Raw genomic sequence first — 20,096 nt, 5'->3', positions numbered from 1 at the left:
GCTTCGTCCGCGAAAACTTTTCCTTGGCCATCGCCAAACTCCGTCGATCAGATTCAATTCAGGAAAGAGGGTCGTGGCCCCCGCCGCGGCGGAGGCCGGACCCCCGCCGCGGCGGAGGCCGGATTCCCCGCCGCGGCGGGGCCGAGTGTCCCGCACGGGCCGGGCCCGGCGAACGACCTCGCGTCGAGAGGATCGGGCGCCCCCGCAGTCAGGCGCCCCGGCGCTCACGCATACTTGGCCACCACCTTGTCGGCCTCGCCGCGCGGGACCTCCTCGTAGTGGTCGAACTGCATGGTGAAGTTGGCGCGGCCCTGCGTGAACGAGCGGAGCTGGTTCACGTAGCCGAACATGTTGGCGAGCGGCACCATCGCGTTGATGACGTTGGCGTTGCCGCGCATGTCCTGGCCCTGGATCTGGCCGCGCCGGGAGTTCAGGTCGCCGATGACCGAGCCGGTGTAGTCCTCCGGGGTCACGACCTCGACCTTCATCACCGGCTCGAGCAGGACCGAGCCGCCCTTCTGCAGCGCCTCCCGGAGGGCCGCCCGCGAGGCGATCTCGAAGGCGAGCGCCGAGGAATCGACCTCGTGGTAGGCGCCGTCGATCAGCTCCACCTTGATGTCGACCACCGGGAAGCCCGCCAGGATGCCGGCCGTCAGCACGCTGTTGAGGCCCTTCTCGACGCCCGGGACGTACTCCTTGGGCACCGAGCCGCCGACGATCTTCGACTCGAACGCGTAGCCGGCGCCCGGCTCGTTCGGCTCGACCACGAACTTCACCCGGGCGAACTGGCCGGTGCCGCCGGTCTGCTTCTTGTGGGTGTAGTCGATCTCGGTGCGGCGGGTGATCTTCTCCCGGTAGGCGACCTGCGGCTGGCCGATGTTCGCCTCGACCTTGTAGGTACGCTTCAGGATGTCGACCTTGATGTCGAGGTGGAGCTCGCCCATCCCCTTCAGGATGGTCTGGCCCGATTCCTGGTCCGTCGAGACCCGGAAGGACGGATCCTCGGCGGCGAGCTTGGAGAGCGCGATGCCGAGCTTCTCCTGGTCCGCCTTGGACTTCGGCTCGACCGCGATCTCGATGACCGGCTCGGGAAACTCCATCTTCTCGAGGATCACGGCCTTCTGCGGGTCGCACAGGGTGTCGCCGGTGCGGGTGTCCTTGAGGCCGGCGAGCGCCACGATGTCGCCCGCGAAGGCTTCCTTGATGTCCTCGCGGTTGTTGGCGTGCATCAGGAGCATCCGCCCGACCCGCTCCTTCTTGTCGCGGGTCGAGTTGATGACGTTGGCACCCGACTCGATCTTGCCCGAGTAGACGCGGCAGAAGGTGATCGTGCCGACGTGGGGGTCGTCCATGATCTTGAAGGCGAGCATGGAGAAGGGATCGCTGTCCGCCGGACGGCGCACCACCTCCTCATCGGTCTTGAAGTCGATGCCCTTGATCTCGCCGCGGTCGGCCGGAGACGGCAGGTAGTCGACGACGGCGTCGAGCAGGGGCTGCACGCCCTTGTTCTTGAAGGCCGAGCCGCACAGGACCGGGTGGAAGGCGCGGCGCTGCACCGCCGTGCGCACCAGCCGGCGCATGGTGTCCTCGTCCGGCTCGGTGCCGTCGAGGTAGGCGCTCATCGCCTCGTCGTCCATCTCGACGCAGGCCTCGACGAGCTTGATGCGGTACTCCGCGGCCTGCTCGACGAGGTCGGCCGGGATCGCCTCCTCGGAGAAGTTGGCGCCGAGCGCCTCGCCCGACCACACGATCGACTTCATGCCGATCAGGTCGACCACGCCCCGGAAGGTGCTCTCGGCCCCGATCGGGAGCTGGAGGCAGACCGGCTTGCCGGCGACGCGGTCGACGATGTCGGCGACGCACTTGAAGAAGTCGGCGCCGATCTTGTCCATCTTGTTGACGAAGACGACCCGGGGCACGTCGTACTTGTCGGCCTGGCGCCACACCGTCTCGGTCTGCGGCTCGACGCCCTGGTTGCCGTCGAGGACGCAGACCGCACCGTCGAGCACGCGCAGCGACCGCTCGACCTCGATGGTGAAGTCGACGTGGCCGGGAGTGTCGATGATGTTCAGGCGCTTGTCGCGCCAGAAGCAGGTCGTCGCGGCCGAGGTGATCGTGATGCCACGCTCCTGCTCCTGCTCCATCCAGTCCATGGTGGCGGCGCCCTCGTGGACCTCGCCGATCTTATGGGACTTGCCGGTGTAGTAGAGGATCCGCTCGGTCGTCGTGGTCTTGCCGGCATCGATGTGGGCCATGATGCCGAAGTTGCGGTAGTCCTCGATCGCGTGCGTGCGGGGCATCGGGGGGCTCCTGAAGAGTGGGGCCGCTTACCAGCGGTAGTGCGAGAAGGCGCGGTTGGCCTCGGCCATCCGGTGCGTGTCCTCCCGCTTCTTGACGGCGTTGCCGCGGTTGTTCGCGGCGTCGAGCAGCTCCGCCGAGAGCCGCTCGACCATGGTGCGGTCGTTGCGCGAGCGCGCGGCCTGGATCAGCCAGCGGATCGCCAGCGCCTGGCGGCGCTCGGTGCGCACCTCGACCGGGACCTGGTAGGTGGCGCCGCCGACGCGCCGCGAGCGCACCTCGATCGCCGGGGCGACGTTGTCGAGGGCGGCCCGGAACACCTCGATCGGGTTCACCTTGGCCCGGCCCTCGATGATGTCGAAGGCGCCGTACACGATGTTCTCGGCGACGGACTTCTTGCCCTCGTACATCACCGAGTTCATGAACTTGGTGAGAACGATGTCGCCGTACTTGGCGTCCGGGATGATCTCGCGCTTCTCGGCGCTGTGGCGGCGGGACATCGCTCGCTCCGTTCGGGGTCTTCGATAATGACTGTTACGCCCCGCGCAGGCCGCCTTGAGCCGGCGGGCCGGCGGCATCCTTGCGGGGCAGGCGATGAGACGACGGGCCGGCCGGGCGGGGTCGGCCGGGTTCTGCTTTCGGCCGGGTCCTACTTCGGACGCTTGGCGCCGTACTTCGAGCGCCGCTGCTTGCGGTTCTTGACGCCCTGCGTGTCGAGCACGCCGCGCAGGATGTGGTAGCGCACGCCCGGCAGGTCCTTCACGCGGCCGCCGCGGATCATCACCACGGAATGCTCCTGAAGGTTGTGGCCCTCGCCCGGTATGTAGCCGATGACCTCGAAGCCGTTGGTCAGGCGCACCTTGGCGACCTTGCGCAGCGCCGAGTTCGGCTTCTTCGGGGTCGTGGTGTAGACGCGGGTGCAGACGCCGCGCTTCTGCGGGCAGGCATCGAGCGCCGGCACCTTGTTGCGGCTCTTCTGCGCCTTCCGCGGATTGGCGATCAGCTGGTTGATCGTCGGCATGCCATTCCTCTCGCAACGCGTCGCCGTCCTGGGCGACCGTCGAAATCTCGTCTCGTCCGAACGACCGGCGCCACCCCGCGGTAGCGCAACGCAAATCGCGCCCCAGGCTGCGGATCAGCCTTTGGCGCGCCATGCGAGCAGAGGACCACCGGGGCCGTGAAGCCCCCGCGATCATGCCGGTCTGACACGTGTCAGTCGGTTTTGAAGTTCGGTCGCGTTTAGGCGGCGTGGATCGAGGCACGGAAGGCACGTCGATCAGCTGCCGCCTACGGCCAGCCGTTCAGTAGGGGCCTCTTAATCGGTGAGGCCGGAGGCGTCAAGGAAAAATCAGGGATTGTGCCCGCCGGGCCGCTCCCGGTCCGACCGGCGGCCGCCGCGGTCCCGGCCGGGGCATCCCGGGCGGGCGCCTCGCGCGGGGGTGCCTGTCAGGCGAGCTTGACGGGCGCGTGCTCGACGCTGATCAGCACCTCGTAGGGGGCGGCATCGTGCTTGAGGTCGTCGAGGAGGCTCGCGCGGCTCCCGGCTGACCCCGACGGGCCCTCGGTGCTCGCCGGGGCCTCGGCGCTCACGTGGACGCGGACCGCGTTGCGGGCGCGGGACAACCCGATCCCGTGGATGCCGGCCTTGCCCAGGTACTTCGTGCTCAGGCGGCTCTTGGTGTCCTCAAGCGACATGCGGATCCCCTGCCGGCGTGACCAACGCGACCTCCAGGCTGCTCAGGACCGCATCGATCGGGTTTGCGATCCCGTAGCTCCCGTCGGGCGGGCCAGCGAAGTACAGACCAACGGCCTCGGGCTCGTTCCGGTTCACCACGAGCGACCCGCTGTCGCCCGCGAGCCCGATGGCAGGATAGGACGGGCTCGGCTCGACGCGAAGCTGATTCTTGAACAAGCCTACGACCTGTGGATGGTTGTGGTCCATCCCCACGATCGCGTCGTAGGATTCGTCCGCGATCGTCCCTTCGGTGTAGCCCGTGGTCCGGCCGTGCTTGCGCACCGCGAGACCCTCGGCGCCCCGGGCCGTCCGGGCGATCGCCCCGATGGTGCAGATCTCCGGCGTCCAGTCGACGGCCGGCATCAGCGCCGCGACCGCGGCGTCGACGCCGTTGCTCCCGCCGGAGAGATCGATCGGGACGAAGCGCGCGAGCGCGGCGATCCGGTCCCCGGCGAGGCCGCCGTCGGCGGGCCCGGGCTGGTACACGGCGTCCCCGGGCGCGCCCTGGTTGACGTTCGCCAGGACGTGGTTGTTGCTCAGGATGTAGATCAGGCCCGGGTCGTCCGCCGGGCGCAGCGAGCGGCAGAAGTAGCCCAGGGTGCCGGCCGTCACCGCGTGGTGCGCCACGCTGATGCCGGCGACCAGGGGACGCTGGCGCGCGAGGCGGTCCCTCGAGCAGGGAGGGTCCCCCGGCGCCGCCGCGGGTGCCGCCGGGAGGCCGGCCCGGGCCCGGGGGAGCAGGAAGGCGGGGCTCGACTCGATCACGTCGGTCGGGATGCCGTCGAGGGACGCGGGCAGGCGGTCCTGCGGCGCGATCAGGGACGGGGCGATCTTCTGCACGACGTAGAAGCGCACCGCCAGCGCCGCGTCGACGGTGCCGCCCGCCCGCTTGCGGCCGATCCCGACGGCGTGGACGTTCCGGTTCGCCCGCGCGACCGCGTCGTCGACCCGGAAGGTCTTGCTCGTCGCCAGGACACCGTTGCGTCTTCCCAGTCCGAGAAAATACTCACTAAGCATTGTTTTGATTTCAACAATATCCGGGTCCATTATGCGTGAGCCTCGACTTCATCGGCGAGCCTTCATTCGTGGATCGCGGGCAATCATTGTAGTTTGCAACAGATAAACATTGTAATCCCGCATTTTAGAAATATGTATTCCGCAGGTGCGGCCGGGCCGGCGGCGGGGCGCGCCCGGTCTCCCGAGACGACGAAGGGCCGGTGCCGCATCGCCGGCACCGGCCCTTCGCGTCGTCGCGACGGCCCCGGCGGAGGGAGCCCCGCCGAGGATCTCGTCTCCCCTCGCCTACTCGGCGGCGGGCAGCTCGCTCAGCGCGGCGCCGCTCTCGGCGGACTTCTGGGCCATGATCAGGTCGTCGCGGCGGCGGGCGATCGTCTTGATGTCGGCGATCATCGCGCCGGTGCCCGCCGGGATCAGCGAGCCGACAATGACGTTCTCCTTCAGGCCCTCGAGGGTGTCGACCTTGCCGTTGACCGCCGCCTCGGTGAGGACGCGAGTGGTCTCCTGGAACGAGGCCGCCGAGATGAACGAGCGCGTCTGGAGCGAGGCCTTGGTGATGCCGAGCAGGACGGGCACGCCCTGCACCGGCTTCTTGCCCTCGGCCGTCAGCGCCTCGTTGATCTCCTGAAGCTCCGTCCGGTCGATCTGGTCGCCGGTGAGGATCTCGGAATCGCCGCTGTCGGTGATCTCCACCTTCTGCAGCATCTGCCGGACGATGACCTCGATGTGCTTGTCGTTGATCGACACGCCCTGCAGCCGGTAGACCTCCTGGATCTCGTTGACGAGGTAGGCGGCGAGCTCCTCCACGCCCTTGATCGCCAGGATGTCGTGCGGTGCCGGGTTGCCGTCGACGATGAAGTCGCCGATCTCGACCACGTCGCCGTCCTGCAGGTGGATGTGCTTGCCCTTCGGGATCAGGTACTCCACCGGCTCGGTGCCGTCGTGCGGGGTCAGGCTCAGGCGGCGCTTGTTCTTGTAGTCGCGGCCGAACGCGATCGTGCCGGACTTCTCCGCGATGATCGCCGCGTCCTTGGGGCGGCGCGCCTCGAACAGCTCCGCCACCCGCGGCAGGCCGCCGGTGATGTCGCGGGTCTTGGCGCTCTCCGTCGAGACGCGGGCCAGGATGTCGCCGGCCTTGACCCGCGACCCCGGGTCGACGCCGATGATGGCGTCGACGGGCAGGAGCGAGCGGGCGTCGGAGCCGCGGGGCAGCTTCAGCACCTTGCCGGTCTGGTCGTGGATCGCGAGGGCCGGGCGCAGGTCCGCGGTCCGCGACGAGCCGCGCCAGTCGATGACGACGCGCTTGGCGATGCCGGTCGACTCGTCGGTCGTCTCGGTGATCGACTGGCCGTCGATCAGGTCCTCGTAGGCCACGATGCCGTCGACCTCGGTCAGGATCGGCCGGGTGTAGGGATCCCACTCGGCGATGCGCTGGCCGCGCTTGATCGTGTCGCCCTCGTCCACGCGGACGCGGGCGCCGTACTGCAGGCGGTGGACCGCCCGCTCGGTGCCGTCCGGCCCCACGATCACCACCGCGACGTTGCGGCCCGTGGCGATGAGGTCGCCGTCCGTGTTGCGGGCGAGGCCGCGGTTGCGGACCTTCACCGTGCCCTCGAAGCTCGACTCGATGAAGGACGAGTCCGCGATCTGGGCCGCACCGCCGATGTGGAAGGTGCGCATGGTGAGCTGGGTGCCCGGCTCGCCGATGGACTGCGCCGCGATGACGCCGACGGCCTCGCCCATGTTCACGGGGGTGCCGCGGGCGAGATCCCGGCCGTAGCAGGTGGCGCAGACGCCGTTCTTGGTCGCGCAGACCAGGACCGAGCGGATCTTCACCTCCTGGATGCCGGCCTTGGTGATCGGCTCGAGGTGCTTCTCCTCGATCGTCGTGCCCTTCGGCACGATGATGCTGCCGTCCTGGGCCGTCAGGTCCTCGGCCGCGGCCCGGCCGAGGATGCGGCTCGCGAGCGAGGCCACCACCTGGCCGGCGTCGATGATCGCCCGCATGCGGATGCCGTTCTCGGTGCCGCAATCGACCTCGCGGATCACCGCGTCCTGCGCCACGTCCACGAGGCGCCGGGTCAGGTAGCCCGAGTTCGCGGTCTTGAGCGCGGTGTCGGCGAGGCCCTTGCGGGCGCCGTGCGTCGAGTTGAAGTACTCGAGCACGTCGAGGCCTTCCTTGAAGTTCGAGATGATCGGGCTCTCGATGATCTCGCCGGACGGCTTCGCCATCAGGCCGCGCATGGCCGCGAGCTGCTTCATCTGCGCCGGCGAGCCGCGGGCGCCCGAGTGGCTCATCATGTAGATCGAGTTGACCTGCTTGTCGGCGCCGTGCTCGTCCTTCTGGACGGACGAGATGCGGTTCATCATCTCGCCGGCCAGACGGTCGGAGCACTTGGCCCAGGCGTCCACGACCTTGTTGTACTTCTCGCCCTGGGTGATCAGGCCGTCCTGGTACTGCTGCTCGTAGTCCTTCACCAGCGCCCGGGTCTCGTCGACGATGACCCACTTGTTGTCGGGCACCACCATGTCGTCCTTGCCGAACGAGATGCCGGCCTTGAACGCGTGGCTGAAGCCGAGGCCCATGATGCGGTCGCAGAAGATCACCGACTCCTTCTGACCGCAATGGCGGTAGACGGTGTCGATCATCGCCGAGATCTCCTTCTTGGTCATCAGCTTGTTGACGACGTCGAAGGGGACCCGCGGGTGGCGCGGCAGGACGCTCGAGAGGATGACCCGGCCCGGCGTGGTGTCGTAGGTGCGCACCACCTCCTGGCCGTCGGGGCCGAGGCCGTTCCAGCGCCACTTGATCTTCGAGTGCAGCGTGACCGCCCGGGCCGCGAGGGCGTGCTCGAGCTCGCCGATGTTGCCGTAGACGCCCTGCATCGGGTTCTTCGGGTTGTTGGGCTTGTGCTCGCCCGCCGAGCCGTCGGCCACGATCGACAGGTAGTAGAGGCCGAGCACGATGTCCTGGCTCGGCACGATGATCGGCGCGCCGTTCGCCGGGTGCAGGATGTTGTTCGTCGACATCATCAGGACGCGCGCCTCGAGCTGCGCCTCGAGCGACAGCGGGACGTGCACGGCCATCTGGTCGCCGTCGAAGTCGGCGTTGAACGCGGCGCAGACCAGCGGGTGCAGCTGGATCGCCTTGCCCTCGATCAGCTTCGGCTCGAAGGCCTGGATGCCGAGCCGGTGCAGCGTCGGCGCCCGGTTGAGCATGACCGGGTGCTCGCGGATCACCTCGTCGAGGATGTCCCAGACCTCGGGCTTCTCCTTCTCGACGAGCTTCTTGGCTTGCTTCACCGTGGCGGAGAAGCCCTTGGCGTCGAGGCGCGCGTAGATGAAGGGCTTGAACAGTTCGAGCGCCATCTTCTTCGGCAGCCCGCACTGGTGCAGCTTCAGCTCAGGGCCGACCACGATGACCGAGCGGCCCGAGTAGTCGACGCGCTTGCCGAGCAGGTTCTGGCGGAAGCGGCCCTGCTTGCCCTTCAGCATGTCGGCGAGCGACTTCAGCGGGCGCTTGTTGGCGCCCGTGATGACGCGGCCGCGGCGGCCGTTGTCGAACAGCGCGTCGACCGCCTCCTGCAGCATCCGCTTCTCGTTGCGGATGATGATGTCGGGCGCGCGCAGCTCGATCAGCCGCTTGAGGCGGTTGTTGCGGTTGATGACCCGGCGGTAGAGGTCGTTGAGGTCCGAGGTCGCGAAGCGGCCGCCGTCCAGGGGCACGAGCGGGCGCAGGTCCGGCGGGATCACCGGCACCACGGTCAGGATCATCCATTCCGGCCGGTTGCCCGACATCTGGAACGCCTCGATGATCTTGAGGCGCTTCAGGAGCTTCTTGGGCTTCAGCTCGGAGGTCGTGGTGGCGATCTCGTGGCGCAGGTCGCCCGCGATCTTGTCGAGGTCGAGCTCCTGGAGGATGCGCCGGATCGCCTCCGCGCCGATCATGGCGGTGAAGCTGTCCTCGCCGTACTCCTCCTGCGCGCGCAGGTACTCCTCCTCCGAGAGGAGCTGGCGCTCCTTCAGGGGGGTGAGGCCCGGCTCGATGACGACGTAGGACTCGAAGTACAGGATGCGCTCGAGGTCCTTGAGCGCCATGTCGAGCAGCAGGCCGATGCGGCTCGGCAGCGACTTCAGGAACCAGATGTGGGCGACCGGGGCGGCGAGCTCGATGTGGCCCATGCGGTCGCGCCGCACGCGCGCGAGCGTCACCTCGACGCCGCACTTCTCGCAGATCACGCCCTTGTACTTCATGCGCTTGTACTTGCCGCACAAGCACTCGTAATCCTTGATCGGTCCGAAGATCCGGGCGCAGAACAGGCCGTCGCGCTCCGGCTTGAACGTCCGATAGTTGATCGTCTCAGGCTTCTTGATCTCGCCGTACGACCACGACAGGATCTTCTCCGGTGAGGAGATCGAGATCTTGATCTGGTCGAAGCTCTGCGGCTGGGCGGCCTGATTGAAAAGATTCATGACCTCTTGGTTCATGATCTGCTCCTTAAGCTGACGGGGCGCCTCGATGGGCCGGAGAGGCTGCCGCCGTGCTTGAAACGGGGCGCGGTCGGGGCCCCGGGTCGGGGCCCCGCCGGTCGTGCTGGCGTGGGGGTCGGGCGCCTGCGGCTACTCGGCCGCCTCGGGCGGCGCCTCGAGCTGGTCGTTGGCCGCCTTCTTGGAGGAGGTGAGCTCGACGTTGAGGCCGAGGGAGCGCATCTCCTTGACGAGCACGTTGAAGCTCTCCGGGATGCCCGCCTCGAAGGTGTCGTCGCCGCGCACGATGGCCTCGTAGACCTTGGTGCGGCCGGCGACGTCGTCGGACTTCACGGTCAGCATCTCCTGGAGCGTGTAGGCGGCGCCGTAGGCCTCGAGCGCCCACACCTCCATCTCGCCGAAGCGCTGGCCGCCGAACTGCGCCTTGCCGCCCAGCGGCTGCTGGGTGACCAGCGAGTAGGGGCCGATGGAGCGCGCGTGGATCTTGTCGTCCACGAGGTGGTGCAGCTTCAGCATGTAGATGTAGCCGACCGTGACCTTGCGGTCGAAGGGCTCGCCGCTGCGCCCGTCGTAGAGCGTCGACTGACCCGAGCGGTCGAGGCCCGCCATCTCCAGCATCGTCTCGATGTCGGCCTCCTTGGCGCCGTTGAACACCGGCGTCGCCATGGGCACGCCGCGGCGCAGGTTGTTGCCGATCTCGGCGAGCTCGTGGTCGGACAGGCCGGCGAGCTCGGACTCGCTGTAGATCTGCTTCATCCGCGCCCGCAGGGGCTCGATGTCGTGGGCGCGCAGGTACGCGTCCACGGCCTGGGAGACCTGGCGGCCGAGGCCGGCGGCGGCCCAGCCGAGATGGGTCTCGAGGATCTGGCCGACGTTCATCCGGCTCGGCACGCCGAGCGGGTTGAGCACGATGTCGGCGTGGGTGCCGTCCTCCAGGAACGGCATGTCCTCGATCGGCACGATCCGGGACACCACGCCCTTGTTGCCGTGGCGGCCCGCCATCTTGTCGCCGGGCTGGATCTTGCGCTTCACCGCCACGAAGACCTTGACCATCTTCATGACGCCGGGGGGCAGCTCGTCGCCGCGCTGCAGCTTCTCGACCTTGTCGAGGAAGCGCTGCTCGAGGCGCTTCTTCGACTCGTCGTACTGCTTCTGCATCGCCTCCATCTCGGTCATGAGACGGTCCTCGACGACGGCGAACTGCCACCATTGCGAGCGCGGGTAGTCGGCCAGCACCTCGCGGGTGAGCTTCGTGTCCTTCTTGAAGCCCTTCGGGCCGGCGACGGGCGACTGGCCGAGGAGGACGTCACCGAGGCGCGCGTAGGTGTTGCGGTCGAGGATCGCCTGCTCGTCGTCCCGGTCCTTGGCGAGGCGCTCGATCTCCTCGCGCTCGATCGCCTGGGCGCGCTCGTCCTTGTCGACGCCGTGGCGGTTGAACACCCGGACCTCGACGATGGTGCCGGTGACGCCGGGCGGCACCCGCAGGCTGGTGTCGCGGACGTCCGAGGCCTTCTCGCCGAAGATGGCACGCAGGAGCTTCTCCTCCGGCGTCATCGGGCTCTCGCCCTTCGGGGTGATCTTGCCGACCAGGATGTCGCCCGCGTGGACCTCGGCGCCGATGTAGACGATGCCGGCCTCGTCGAGGTTCTTGAGCGCCTCCTCCGAGACGTTCGGGATGTCGCGGGTGATCTCCTCCGGCCCGAGCTTGGTGTCGCGGGCCATCACCTCGAACTCCTCGATGTGGATCGAGGTGAACACGTCATCCTTCACGATCCGCTCGGAGAGCAGGATCGAGTCTTCGAAGTTGTAGCCGTTCCAGGGCATGAACGCGACGAGCACGTTGCGGCCGAGGGCGAGCTCGCCGAACTCGGTCGAGGGACCGTCCGCGATGATGTCGCCCTTCCTCACCTGCTCGCCGACGCGCACGAGCGGCTTCTGCGTGATGCAGGTCGACTGGTTCGAGCGCTGGAACTTCTGCAACCGATAGATGTCGACGCCCGGCTTCGAGGCGTCGGCCTCGTCGGTGGCCCGCACGACGATGCGGGTGGCGTCGACCTGATCGACGATGCCGGCCCGCCGCGCCCCGATGGCCGCGCCGGAATCGCGCGCGACCACCGCCTCCATGCCGGTGCCGACGAAGGGCGCGTCGGCGCGCACCAGCGGCACCGCCTGGCGCTGCATGTTCGAGCCCATCAGGGCCCGGTTGGCGTCGTCGTTCTCGAGGAACGGGATCAGCGCCGCCGCGACCGAGACGAGCTGCTTGGGGCTCACGTCCATCAGGTCGACGCGCTCGGGCCCCACCACGATGACCTCGCCGGCGCGCCGGCAGACCACGAGGTCCTCCGTCAGCCGCCGGCCCTCGTCCATCACGGCGTTGGCCTGGGCGACGTAGTACTTCGCCTCCTCCATGGCCGACAGGTAGGCGACCTCGTCCGTGACCACGCCGTCCTTCACGCGGCGGAACGGGGTCTCGATGAAGCCGTACTTGTTCACCCGCGCGAAGGTCGCGAGCGAGTTGATGAGGCCGATGTTCGGGCCTTCCGGCGTCTCGATCGGGCAGATGCGGCCGTAATGCGTCGGGTGCACGTCGCGCACCTCGAAGCCGGCGCGCTCGCGCGTGAGGCCGCCCGGGCCGAGCGCCGAGAGGCGGCGCTTGTGGGTGACCTCCGAGAGCGGGTTGGTCTGGTCCATGAACTGCGAGAGCTGCGACGAGCCGAAGAACTCGCGCACCGCCGCGGCCGCGGGCTTGGCGTTGATCAGGTCCTGCGGCATCACGGTGTCGATGTCGACGGACGACATCCGCTCCTTGATGGCGCGCTCCATGCGCAGCAGCCCCAGGCGGTACTGGTTCTCCATCAGCTCGCCGACCGAGCGCACCCGGCGGTTGCCGAGGTGGTCGATGTCGTCGATCTCGCCCTTGCCGTCGCGCAGGTCCACCAGCGCCTTGACCACCGCCAGCATGTCCTCGCGGCGCAGCGTCCGCACGGTGTCGGCGGCGTCGAGGTCGAGGCGCATGTTCATCTTCACGCGCCCGACCGCCGAGAGGTCGTAGCGCTCGGCGTCGAAGAACAGCGAGTGGAACATCGCCTCGGCGGTGTCGAGGGTCGGCGGCTCGCCCGGGCGCATCACCCGGTAGATGTCGAACAGCGCGCCCTCGCGGGCGGAGTTCTTGTCCACCGCCAGGGTGTTGCGGATGTAGGGGCCGACGTTGACGTGGTCGATGTCGAGGAGCGGGATCTCCTCGATGCCGGCGTCGCCGAGGCCCTTGAGGAGCTTCTCGGTGATCTCGTCGCCGGCCTCGGCGTAGATCTCGCCGGTCTTGTAGTTGACCATGTCCTCGGCGATGTACTGGCCGATCAGGTCCTCGTCGGTGGCGCGCAGCGCCTTCACGCCCTTCTCGGCGATCTGGCGGGCGGAGCGGGCCGTCAGCTTCTTGCCGGCCTCCAGCACCACCTCGCCCGAATCCGCGTCGATGAGGTCGCTCGAGGCCTTGAAGCCCTTGAGGCGCTCGGCGTCGTAGGGTACGCGCCAATCCGCCCCGTCACGGTCGTAGGTGACGCGGTTGTAGAAGGTCGACAGGATCTCCTCGCCGTCGAGACCGAGGGCGAACAGCAGCGAGGTGACGGGGATCTTGCGCTTGCGGTCGATGCGGGCGTGCACGATGTCCTTGGCGTCGAACTCGACGTCGAGCCACGAGCCCCGGTACGGGATGATGCGCGCCGCGAACAGGAGCTTGCCCGAGGAATGGGTCTTGCCCTTGTCGTGGTCGAAGAACACGCCCGGCGAGCGGTGCATCTGCGAGACGATGACGCGCTCGGTGCCGTTGACGATGAAGGTGCCGTTCTCCGTCATCAGGGGCATGTCGCCCATGTAGACGTCCTGCTCCTTGATGTCCTTGACCGACTTGGCGCCCGTGTCGGGATCGACGTCGAACACGATCAGGCGCAGCGTCACCTTGAGGGGGGCGGCGAAGGTGATGCCGCGCTGGCGGCACTCGTCGACGTCGTACTTCGGCGCCTCGAAGGTGTACTTGACGAACTCGAGCAGGGCGGTCGAGGAGAAGTCGGAGATCGGGAAGACGGACTTGAAGACGGATTGCAGGCCCTCGTCGGCGCGGCCGCCCGCGGGCTCGTCCACCATCAGGAACTGGTCGTATGACGCCTTCTGGACCTCGATGAGGTTCGGCATCTCGGCGACTTCCCGGATCTTGCCGAAGAACTTGCGAATGCGCTTGCGACCGACCAGCGTGTTGGCCATGGGTGACCTCGCTCCTCATCCACCGCGTGGCGGCTCCGGAGGGACGCCGGGCGCCCGCGCCCGCATCAGACCTGCCGGAACCTGAAGGACGGCCCGTGGAGTGGCCGACCTCGTTCCTGATTGAAACATATGGGGATCCGTGCCCCGGATCCCGAGGGGGTGCGCCGAAGCGACCTTAGCCCGCGGGCGCGAACCCGCGGGCCTGGAGGCCCGGGACCGGCGCGAGCCGGCCTCCGGGCGGGCGGCGGGCCTGCCGGCCCGCCATCGTGCTACTTGAGCTCGACCTTGGCGCCGGCCTTCTCGAGCTGGGCCTTGATCTTCTCGGACTCCTCCTTGGAGACCGCCTCCTTGACGGCCTTCGGGGCGCCCTCGACGAGGTCCTTGGCCTCCTTGAGGCCGAGGCCGGTGATCGCCCGGACCTCCTTGATGACCTCGATCTTCTTGTCGCCGATGGCGGTGAGCATCACGGTGAACTCGGTCTGCTCCTCGACGGCCGGGGCGGCGGCGGCCGCCGGGCCGGCCGCGACCGCGACCGCGGCGGCGGCGGAGACGCCCCACTTCTCCTCGAGCATCTTCGCGAGCTCGGCGGCCTCGAGGACGGTCAGCGTGGAGAGGTCGTCGACGAGCTTGGCAAGATCAGCCATTTTTCACTTCCTGCGTGTTGTCGGTTTGAACGGGTCGGGTTCGATCAGCCCTCAGGCCGCTTCGTCGGTCTTGGCATAGGCCCCGAACACGCGCGCGAGCTTGGCGGCCGGCGCGGTGACGACCTGGGCGATCTTGGTCGCGGGCGCCTGCACGAGGCCCACGATCTTGGCGCGCAGTTCGTCGAGGGACGGCAGCGTGGCGAGCGCCTTCACGCCGTCCGGGTTCAGGGCGGTCGCCCCCATGGCTCCGCCGAGGATGACCAGCTTCTCGTTGGTCTTGGCGAAGTCCACCGCCACCTTGGCAGCCGCGACCGGATCGCTCGAGTAGGCGAGCAGGGTCGGGCCCTTCAGGAGGGGCTGGATGGAGGCGACGTCCGTGCCTTCGAGAGCGATGTTGGCGAGGCGGTTCTTCGCGACCTTCACGGTGGCGCCGGCCTGCTTCATCTGCCTGCGCAGCTTCTGCATGTCGGCGACCGTGAGGCCCTTGTAGTGGGCCACGACCACGACGGCGGTGTCGCTGAACACCCCGTTGAGCGTCGCGACGAGATCAGCTTTTGCTGCTCTGTCCACCTTGGCTCTCTCCGGTTGGCGGAACCCGGGAGGGTCCCGCCGGTTGCAACTGCCGCCCAGGATGAGCCGGGGCCTTGATCAAAGACCGCGACGTCCTGCGCGACGCTTCACGGCCCTGCCCCCGAACCGACGGCGCCAGGGCCGCGATCCGGGTGAGATGGTTCAAACCGACGCCCCCGCCCGCCCGGGGGCCGGGTGGCTGAGGCGGTGAAACTCGGTCTTCCCCGTCTGTGCAGGCTGGGGGATTAAGCCGGCGAACCGGCGCCTGCAGTCTCGGACAGGACATGGCCGGACGGGGCGCGAGGGGATACCCCTTGTGCCCTCCGGCCACTCGTCACCCGGTCGCCCGGGGACCTCTCGTCGGAACTCGACCGATCGGCCGATTCCTCTCGATGTTGGAAACGTGGAGCCGGGTCTATAGCGGCGTGCAAGCGCCCTGCCAAGTGCCTGGCGCGGGTTATTCGGTCGCAGGCGGGGGCCTCGGGGAGCAGCCCCCGGTCAGGCCGCCTCCCACTCGGGCGAGCGGCTCCCGTCCCCCCGGGCGGCCTCCGCCTTGGCCTTGTTCTGCGCGGCGTAGAACGAGGCGTTGTGCTCGCCCCTGAGGGCCTCTCGGGTAAAGCGGATGAGGTGGTGGGCGACGAACCCCATGTTGAACACCGCCTCGATCTGCCCGCGCCGCATCGCCCGGCCGGCGGCGCTCCAGAAGGCGCGCCGGTAGTCGGAGCGCAGGCCGACCTGCACGGCGATGTTGAAGCCGAGCACCAGGCCCCGCCGCAGGTTGGTGAGCGTGAGCTTGCCCCGCAGCGGCGTCCGCACCCGGTTCGGGTAGGTCACCTCGACCTGGCGCAGGAAGCGCGCGAAGATGCGCTCGGGCGTGTAGGCGTGGTCGATGGCCCGGCGCCAGCTCGCCACCACCTCGTCGTGGGGGCGCAGGAAGCGCACGTTCGACTCGAGGTCCGGGTCGTCCAGCAGCCTCCCCTCCCGGGCGAGGCGGTCCCAGAGCGGGGTCCTGGGCAGGGCCTGGAGCAGGTTCATGGTCAGGACCGGCACGCCGGAGCGGTCCACGAACTCGATGAGCTTCGCCTCGGACTGGTCGGTGTCGGTGTCGAGCCCCAGGATGATGCCGGAGGTCACCTCGAGCCCGTAGGCGTTGAGGGTGGCGATGCCCTCGAGCATCGGCACGGCGGCGTTGTGCTGCTTGTCGATGCTCTTGAGGGCGTCGAGCTCGGGCGTCTCGATGCCGACGAAGACCGTGATGAAGTTGGCCTGCCGCATCAACTCGAGGATCTCGGGCTGCTTGGCCATGTTCAGGGTCGCCTCGCAGGCGAACTGGAGCGGGTAGTTGCGCCGCTTCTGCCAGGCCACCAGGTGGGGCAGCATCTCGCGGGTCGCCTTGCGGTTGCCGATGAAGTTGTCGTCCACGAAGTAGACCACCGCCGGGTGGTTGGCCTGCGCCACGATGGCGTCGAGCTCGGAGAGGAGCTGCGCCGGCGTCTTCAGCCGCGGCTGGCGGCCGTAGAGCGCCGGGATGTCGCAGAACTCGCACCGGTAGGGGCAGCCGGAGGAGAATTGCAGGGAGCCGATGAGGTAGCGCCGCAGGGGCGCCTTCTCGTAGGCCGGGGCCGGGAAGTCGGCGAGGCCGAGGCGCTCCCTGGTCTCCAGGCGCACCTGGGCGGCAGGCCGCGCGACGTCGGCGTCGAGGCGCCGGATCAGCTCGTCCGTGGCGTCGCCGATCTCGCCGACGTGGAGGTAGTCGAACTCCCCGTACTTCTCGGGCGAGCCCGAGACCGAGGGGCCGCCCAGCGCCACGACGCGGCCGGCCGCGTGGGCGCGGGCGCGGATGTCGTGGATCTGCGGCGCCTGGATGTGCATGCCGGACACGAACACCGCGTCGGCCCAGGAGAAGTCCCCGGGCGTCGCCGGGGCGATGTTCTCGTCGACGAAGCGGACCTCCCACGCCTCCGGCATGTAGGCCGCGATCAGCAGGAGCCCCTGCGGCGGCATGAAGGCCTTGACGCCGCCCATCAGGGGATAGGCGTGCGAGAAGGTGCCGAAGGAGGGGGTGTAGGCGGGGAAGACGCAGAGGATGCGTCGCGTGGAGGAGACCGGGACCGTGCTGCGCATGAGCCCCTATCTAGCACAGCCCCGCGCGTTGGCGCCCCCGGCCCGCGCGGTTTCTCAACCGTCCTTTCGCGCGCCCGGTCGCCGGGTCCCGCGACGCGAAGCGCCCGGTCCGTCGCCGGACCGGGCGCCACGCCGTTCGATGCCTGGGGCGCCCGCTCAGGCGCCGGCGGCGCCCGCTCAGGCGCCGACGGCGCCCAGCACGCTCGAGGGGTCGACCTTGACGCCCGGGCCCATCGTCGAGGAGACGGCGATGCGCTGGATGTAGGTGCCCTTGGCGCCCGTGGGCTTGGCCCGCGCCACCGCGTCCGCGAAGGCGCGGATGTTCTCGACGATCTTCCGGTCGTCGAACGAGACCTTGCCGATGCCGGCGTGGACGATGCCCGCCTTCTCGACCCGGAACTCGACGGAGCCGCCCTTGGCGCCCGCCACCGCGCTCTTCACGTCCATGGTGACGGTGCCGACCTTCGGGTTCGGCATCAGGCCGCGGGGGCCCAGCACCTTTCCGAGCCGGCCCACCAGGGGCATCATGTCGGGCGTGGCGATGCAGCGGTCGAACTCGATCGTGCCGCCCTGGACCGTCTCGAGCAGGTCCTCGGCCCCGACGATGTCGGCGCCGGCCGCCCGCGCCTCGTCGGCCTTGGCGCCGCGGGCGAAGACCGCGACCCGCACGGTGCGGCCCGACCCGTTCGGCAGGTTGCAGACGCCGCGGACCATCTGGTCGGCGTGGCGCGGGTCGACGCCGAGGTTCATCGAGACCTCGAAGGTCTCGTCGAACTTGGCGCTGGCGCGCGCCTTGATCAGCGCCACCGCGTCGGAGAGCGGGTAGAGCCGGGTGGACTCGATGCCCTCGCGGGCGCCGCGGATGCGCTTGCCTTCGTGTGCCATGTCGCCCTCCCTTACGCCGTGACTTCGAGGCCCATGGCCCGGGCGGAACCCCGGATCATGGCGACCGCGGCGTCGACCGAGTCGCAGTTGAGGTCGGGCATCTTCCGCTCGGCGATCTCGCGGATCTGCGCCTCGGTGACCTTGCCGGCGGGCGCGCCCTTGCCGGGGGTCTTCGAGCCGGAGGCCGGCTTCTTGCCGATCTTCAGGCCGGCCGCCTTCTTGAGGAAGAACGAGACCGGCGGCTGCTTCATCTCGAAGGTGAAGGACCGGTCCTGGTAGGCGGTGATGATCACCGGGATCGGGGTGCCCTTGTCGATCTGCGAGGTGCGCGCGTTGAACGCCTTGCAGAACTCCATGATGTTGAGGCCGCGCTGACCGAGCGCGGGACCGATGGGCGGCGACGGGTTGGCGGCGCCGGCCGGGACCTGAAGCTTCACGTAGCCCGTGATCTTCTTCGCCATGGGACTGCTCCCTTGTGGGGCCCTCCCCCGCGTGCGGCTGCCTTGAGGCCGGCGGGTCGGGCGGTGGCAGATCGCGGTGCGGCCCGGGCTCCCGGCGGCGAACCGGGCGGACCTCCCGCGGGTGACGGCGGCCGTCCCCCGGCCGTCCGCGCGGGCGGACGGTCACGAGGGGCGCTCCGCCGGGGTGCGGACGGCCGGGGAACGGCCGCCGCGACGATCAGACCTTCTCGACCTGACCGTATTCGAGCTCGACCGGCGTGGCCCGGCCGAAGATGGAGACCGCCACCTTGAGGCGGGAGCGGCTCTCGTCGACCTCCTCGACCACGCCGTTGAACGACGCGAACGGGCCGTCGGCGACGCGGACCGACTCGCCGATCTCGAACGAGACCGAGGGCTTCGGGCGGTCGACGCCCTCGGCGACCTGGCCCTTGATGCGCTCGGCCTCGGCGTCCGGGATCGGCACCGGCTTCGACTTGTCGGCCCCGAGGAAGCCCGTGACCTTCGGGGTGTTCTTGATGAGGTGGTAGACCTCGTCGGTGAGATCGCACTTCACCAGCACGTAGCCGGGGAAGAACTTGCGCTCGGCATCGACCTTGCGGCCGCGGCGCACCTCGACGACCTTCTCGGTCGGGACCATCACCTCGTCGAACTTCTCGAGGAGGCCGCGCTGCGCCGCCTGGTCCTTGATGGACTGGGCCACCTTGTTCTCGAAGTTCGAATAGGCGTGGACGATGTACCAGCGCTTCGACACGGCGTTCACTCCAATCCCGGCGCGAGACCCCGCCCCGCCGCGCGGGCCGGCGGCGGCCGGGTGACAGACGATCAGGCTCCGATGCCCAGGACCAGGGTGACGGCGTAGCGCAGCACCTGGTCGACCACGGTGAAGAACACGCTCGCCACCACCACCATGACGAACACCATCAGGGTGGTGACGAGGGTCTCCTTGCGGGTCGGCCACGTGACCTTCCGGCCCTCGTCCCGCACCTGCTGGAGGAACTCGAACGGGCCGACGCGCTTCTGCGCCGGACGCACGGGCGGCGTCGGGCTCGCCCCGCCGCCGCCGCGGGCCGGGGTGTTGCGTGCCGCGTTGCGCCCGACGTCCATCTTCTTCGTCGCTTCGTTCGATGCCATGGTCCGGACAACCGATGCGCTCGAAACCGACAGGGCACGGAGCCTGGACACGCCCAAGCCCGCACCGCCGTCTCGTTCGATCTGGGATGGGCGGAGCCTCTAGCGCAAGTGAACGCCCTTGTCGACTGGCCGGCAAGAGATGATTTGCGGAAAGGCCGCCGCGCCGCGGGTGCCGCCGCCCCGGTGGCGGGCTCCGGGGGACCGGGTTCCCGGCTTCCGGCGGCGCTCGGCGCCCGGCCGGACCGGCTCTTGGCAGGAGTGGAGGGACTCGAACCCCCAACCCCCGGTTTTGGAGACCGGTGCTCTGACCAGTTGAGCTACACTCCTGCAGCGCCGCGGCGCGCCCGCTCATTGCCGCAAGGCGGGGCGCGATGCAAGAGGGTTCGTCGCCGGGCCCGGTCGGGACGCGCGGGCGCAACGCGAGGGGCCGGGCCGGCCGGACGGCGTCGGCCCAGCCCCTCGCGTGTGCGGCAGCGGAGTGAGGGC

General features: G+C 69.1%; 14 protein-coding genes and 1 tRNA gene. All 15 read right to left on the bottom strand.

Features of this window, described 5'->3' with window-relative positions; all coding sequences use genetic code 11:
• Nucleotides 1-224 precede the first annotated feature (224 nt).
• Nucleotides 225-2,300 carry an elongation factor G gene (fusA, locus tag DT057_RS27460; protein WP_128565272.1) on the bottom strand — a complete coding sequence of 692 codons (2,076 nt, stop codon included), beginning with the start codon at nucleotides 2,298-2,300 and terminating at the stop codon, nucleotides 225-227.
• Nucleotides 2,301-2,327: 27 nt separating this feature from the next.
• Entirely contained in the window at nucleotides 2,328-2,798 is a 471-nt protein-coding gene (gene rpsG, locus DT057_RS27455) for a 30S ribosomal protein S7 (protein ID WP_128565271.1), read from the bottom strand.
• Between the two features lie 149 nt (nucleotides 2,799-2,947).
• Nucleotides 2,948-3,319, bottom strand: a complete 372-nt coding sequence (gene rpsL / locus DT057_RS27450; RefSeq protein WP_128565270.1) for a 30S ribosomal protein S12 — start codon at nucleotides 3,317-3,319, stop codon at nucleotides 2,948-2,950.
• Between the two features lie 425 nt (nucleotides 3,320-3,744).
• Complete coding sequence (locus DT057_RS27445; RefSeq protein ID WP_128565269.1) at nucleotides 3,745-3,993, bottom strand: hypothetical protein; 249 nt, start codon at nucleotides 3,991-3,993, stop codon at nucleotides 3,745-3,747.
• A complete protein-coding gene (locus tag DT057_RS27440) occupies nucleotides 3,983-5,050 on the bottom strand; it encodes a chymotrypsin family serine protease (RefSeq protein ID WP_128565268.1) in 1,068 nt (355 codons plus the stop codon). The genes DT057_RS27445 and DT057_RS27440 overlap by 11 nt, the downstream gene beginning before the upstream one ends.
• Before the next feature lie 285 nt (nucleotides 5,051-5,335).
• Entirely contained in the window at nucleotides 5,336-9,538 is a 4,203-nt protein-coding gene (gene rpoC, locus DT057_RS27435) for a DNA-directed RNA polymerase subunit beta' (RefSeq protein ID WP_128565267.1), read from the bottom strand.
• A 132-nt stretch (nucleotides 9,539-9,670) separates the two neighbouring features.
• The gene (rpoB, locus tag DT057_RS27430) at nucleotides 9,671-13,795 is read right to left on the bottom strand and encodes a DNA-directed RNA polymerase subunit beta (RefSeq protein ID WP_128565266.1); all 4,125 of its coding nucleotides are present in this window, start codon (nucleotides 13,793-13,795) and stop codon (nucleotides 9,671-9,673) included.
• A 269-nt stretch (nucleotides 13,796-14,064) separates the two neighbouring features.
• Entirely contained in the window at nucleotides 14,065-14,439 is a 375-nt protein-coding gene (gene rplL, locus DT057_RS27425) for a 50S ribosomal protein L7/L12 (RefSeq protein WP_128565265.1), read from the bottom strand.
• A 51-nt stretch (nucleotides 14,440-14,490) separates the two neighbouring features.
• Entirely contained in the window at nucleotides 14,491-15,009 is a 519-nt protein-coding gene (gene rplJ / locus DT057_RS27420) for a 50S ribosomal protein L10 (protein ID WP_128565264.1), read from the bottom strand.
• Nucleotides 15,010-15,507: 498 nt separating this feature from the next.
• Complete coding sequence (locus DT057_RS27415) at nucleotides 15,508-17,133, bottom strand: B12-binding domain-containing radical SAM protein (protein WP_128565263.1); 1,626 nt, start codon at nucleotides 17,131-17,133, stop codon at nucleotides 15,508-15,510.
• Nucleotides 17,134-17,310: 177 nt separating this feature from the next.
• The gene (gene rplA, locus DT057_RS27410) at nucleotides 17,311-18,018 is read right to left on the bottom strand and encodes a 50S ribosomal protein L1 (protein WP_128565262.1); all 708 of its coding nucleotides are present in this window, start codon (nucleotides 18,016-18,018) and stop codon (nucleotides 17,311-17,313) included.
• An 11-nt stretch (nucleotides 18,019-18,029) separates the two neighbouring features.
• Entirely contained in the window at nucleotides 18,030-18,479 is a 450-nt protein-coding gene (gene rplK, locus DT057_RS27405) for a 50S ribosomal protein L11 (protein WP_128565261.1), read from the bottom strand.
• Between the two features lie 217 nt (nucleotides 18,480-18,696).
• Entirely contained in the window at nucleotides 18,697-19,230 is a 534-nt protein-coding gene (nusG, locus tag DT057_RS27400; protein WP_128565260.1) for a transcription termination/antitermination protein NusG, read from the bottom strand.
• A 71-nt stretch (nucleotides 19,231-19,301) separates the two neighbouring features.
• Nucleotides 19,302-19,610: a preprotein translocase subunit SecE gene (gene secE, locus DT057_RS27395; protein ID WP_128565259.1), complete on the bottom strand. Its 309-nt coding sequence runs from the start codon at nucleotides 19,608-19,610 to the stop codon at nucleotides 19,302-19,304.
• Between the two features lie 250 nt (nucleotides 19,611-19,860).
• Nucleotides 19,861-19,937, bottom strand: a tRNA-Trp gene (locus DT057_RS27390).
• Nucleotides 19,938-20,096 lie beyond the last annotated feature (159 nt).

It is taken from the genome of Methylobacterium crusticola, assembly GCF_003574465.1.
In the GTDB taxonomy this organism is placed as follows: domain Bacteria; phylum Pseudomonadota; class Alphaproteobacteria; order Rhizobiales; family Beijerinckiaceae; genus Methylobacterium; species Methylobacterium crusticola.
Note: the sequence above shows the minus strand (reverse complement) of the source record. Positions and strands in the feature narration are given on the sequence as shown.

Coding starts and splice junctions, on each gene's coding strand:
- fusA (WP_128565272.1), bottom strand. CDS start 2,300: ATGCCCCGCACGCACGCGATCGAGGACTACCGCAACTTCGGCATCATG.
- rpsL (WP_128565270.1), bottom strand. CDS start 3,319: ATGCCGACGATCAACCAGCTGATCGCCAATCCGCGGAAGGCGCAGAAG.
- DT057_RS27440 (WP_128565268.1), bottom strand. CDS start 5,050: ATGCTTAGTGAGTATTTTCTCGGACTGGGAAGACGCAACGGTGTCCTG.
- secE (WP_128565259.1), bottom strand. CDS start 19,610: ATGGCATCGAACGAAGCGACGAAGAAGATGGACGTCGGGCGCAACGCG.
- rplL (WP_128565265.1), bottom strand. CDS start 14,439: ATGGCTGATCTTGCCAAGCTCGTCGACGACCTCTCCACGCTGACCGTC.
- rplA (WP_128565262.1), bottom strand. CDS start 18,018: ATGGCACACGAAGGCAAGCGCATCCGCGGCGCCCGCGAGGGCATCGAG.
- rpsG (WP_128565271.1), bottom strand. CDS start 2,798: ATGTCCCGCCGCCACAGCGCCGAGAAGCGCGAGATCATCCCGGACGCC.
- rpoC (WP_128565267.1), bottom strand. CDS start 9,538: ATGAACCAAGAGGTCATGAATCTTTTCAATCAGGCCGCCCAGCCGCAG.
- rpoB (WP_128565266.1), bottom strand. CDS start 13,795: ATGGCCAACACGCTGGTCGGTCGCAAGCGCATTCGCAAGTTCTTCGGC.
- rplK (WP_128565261.1), bottom strand. CDS start 18,479: ATGGCGAAGAAGATCACGGGCTACGTGAAGCTTCAGGTCCCGGCCGGC.
- DT057_RS27445 (WP_128565269.1), bottom strand. CDS start 3,993: ATGTCGCTTGAGGACACCAAGAGCCGCCTGAGCACGAAGTACCTGGGC.
- DT057_RS27415 (WP_128565263.1), bottom strand. CDS start 17,133: ATGCGCAGCACGGTCCCGGTCTCCTCCACGCGACGCATCCTCTGCGTC.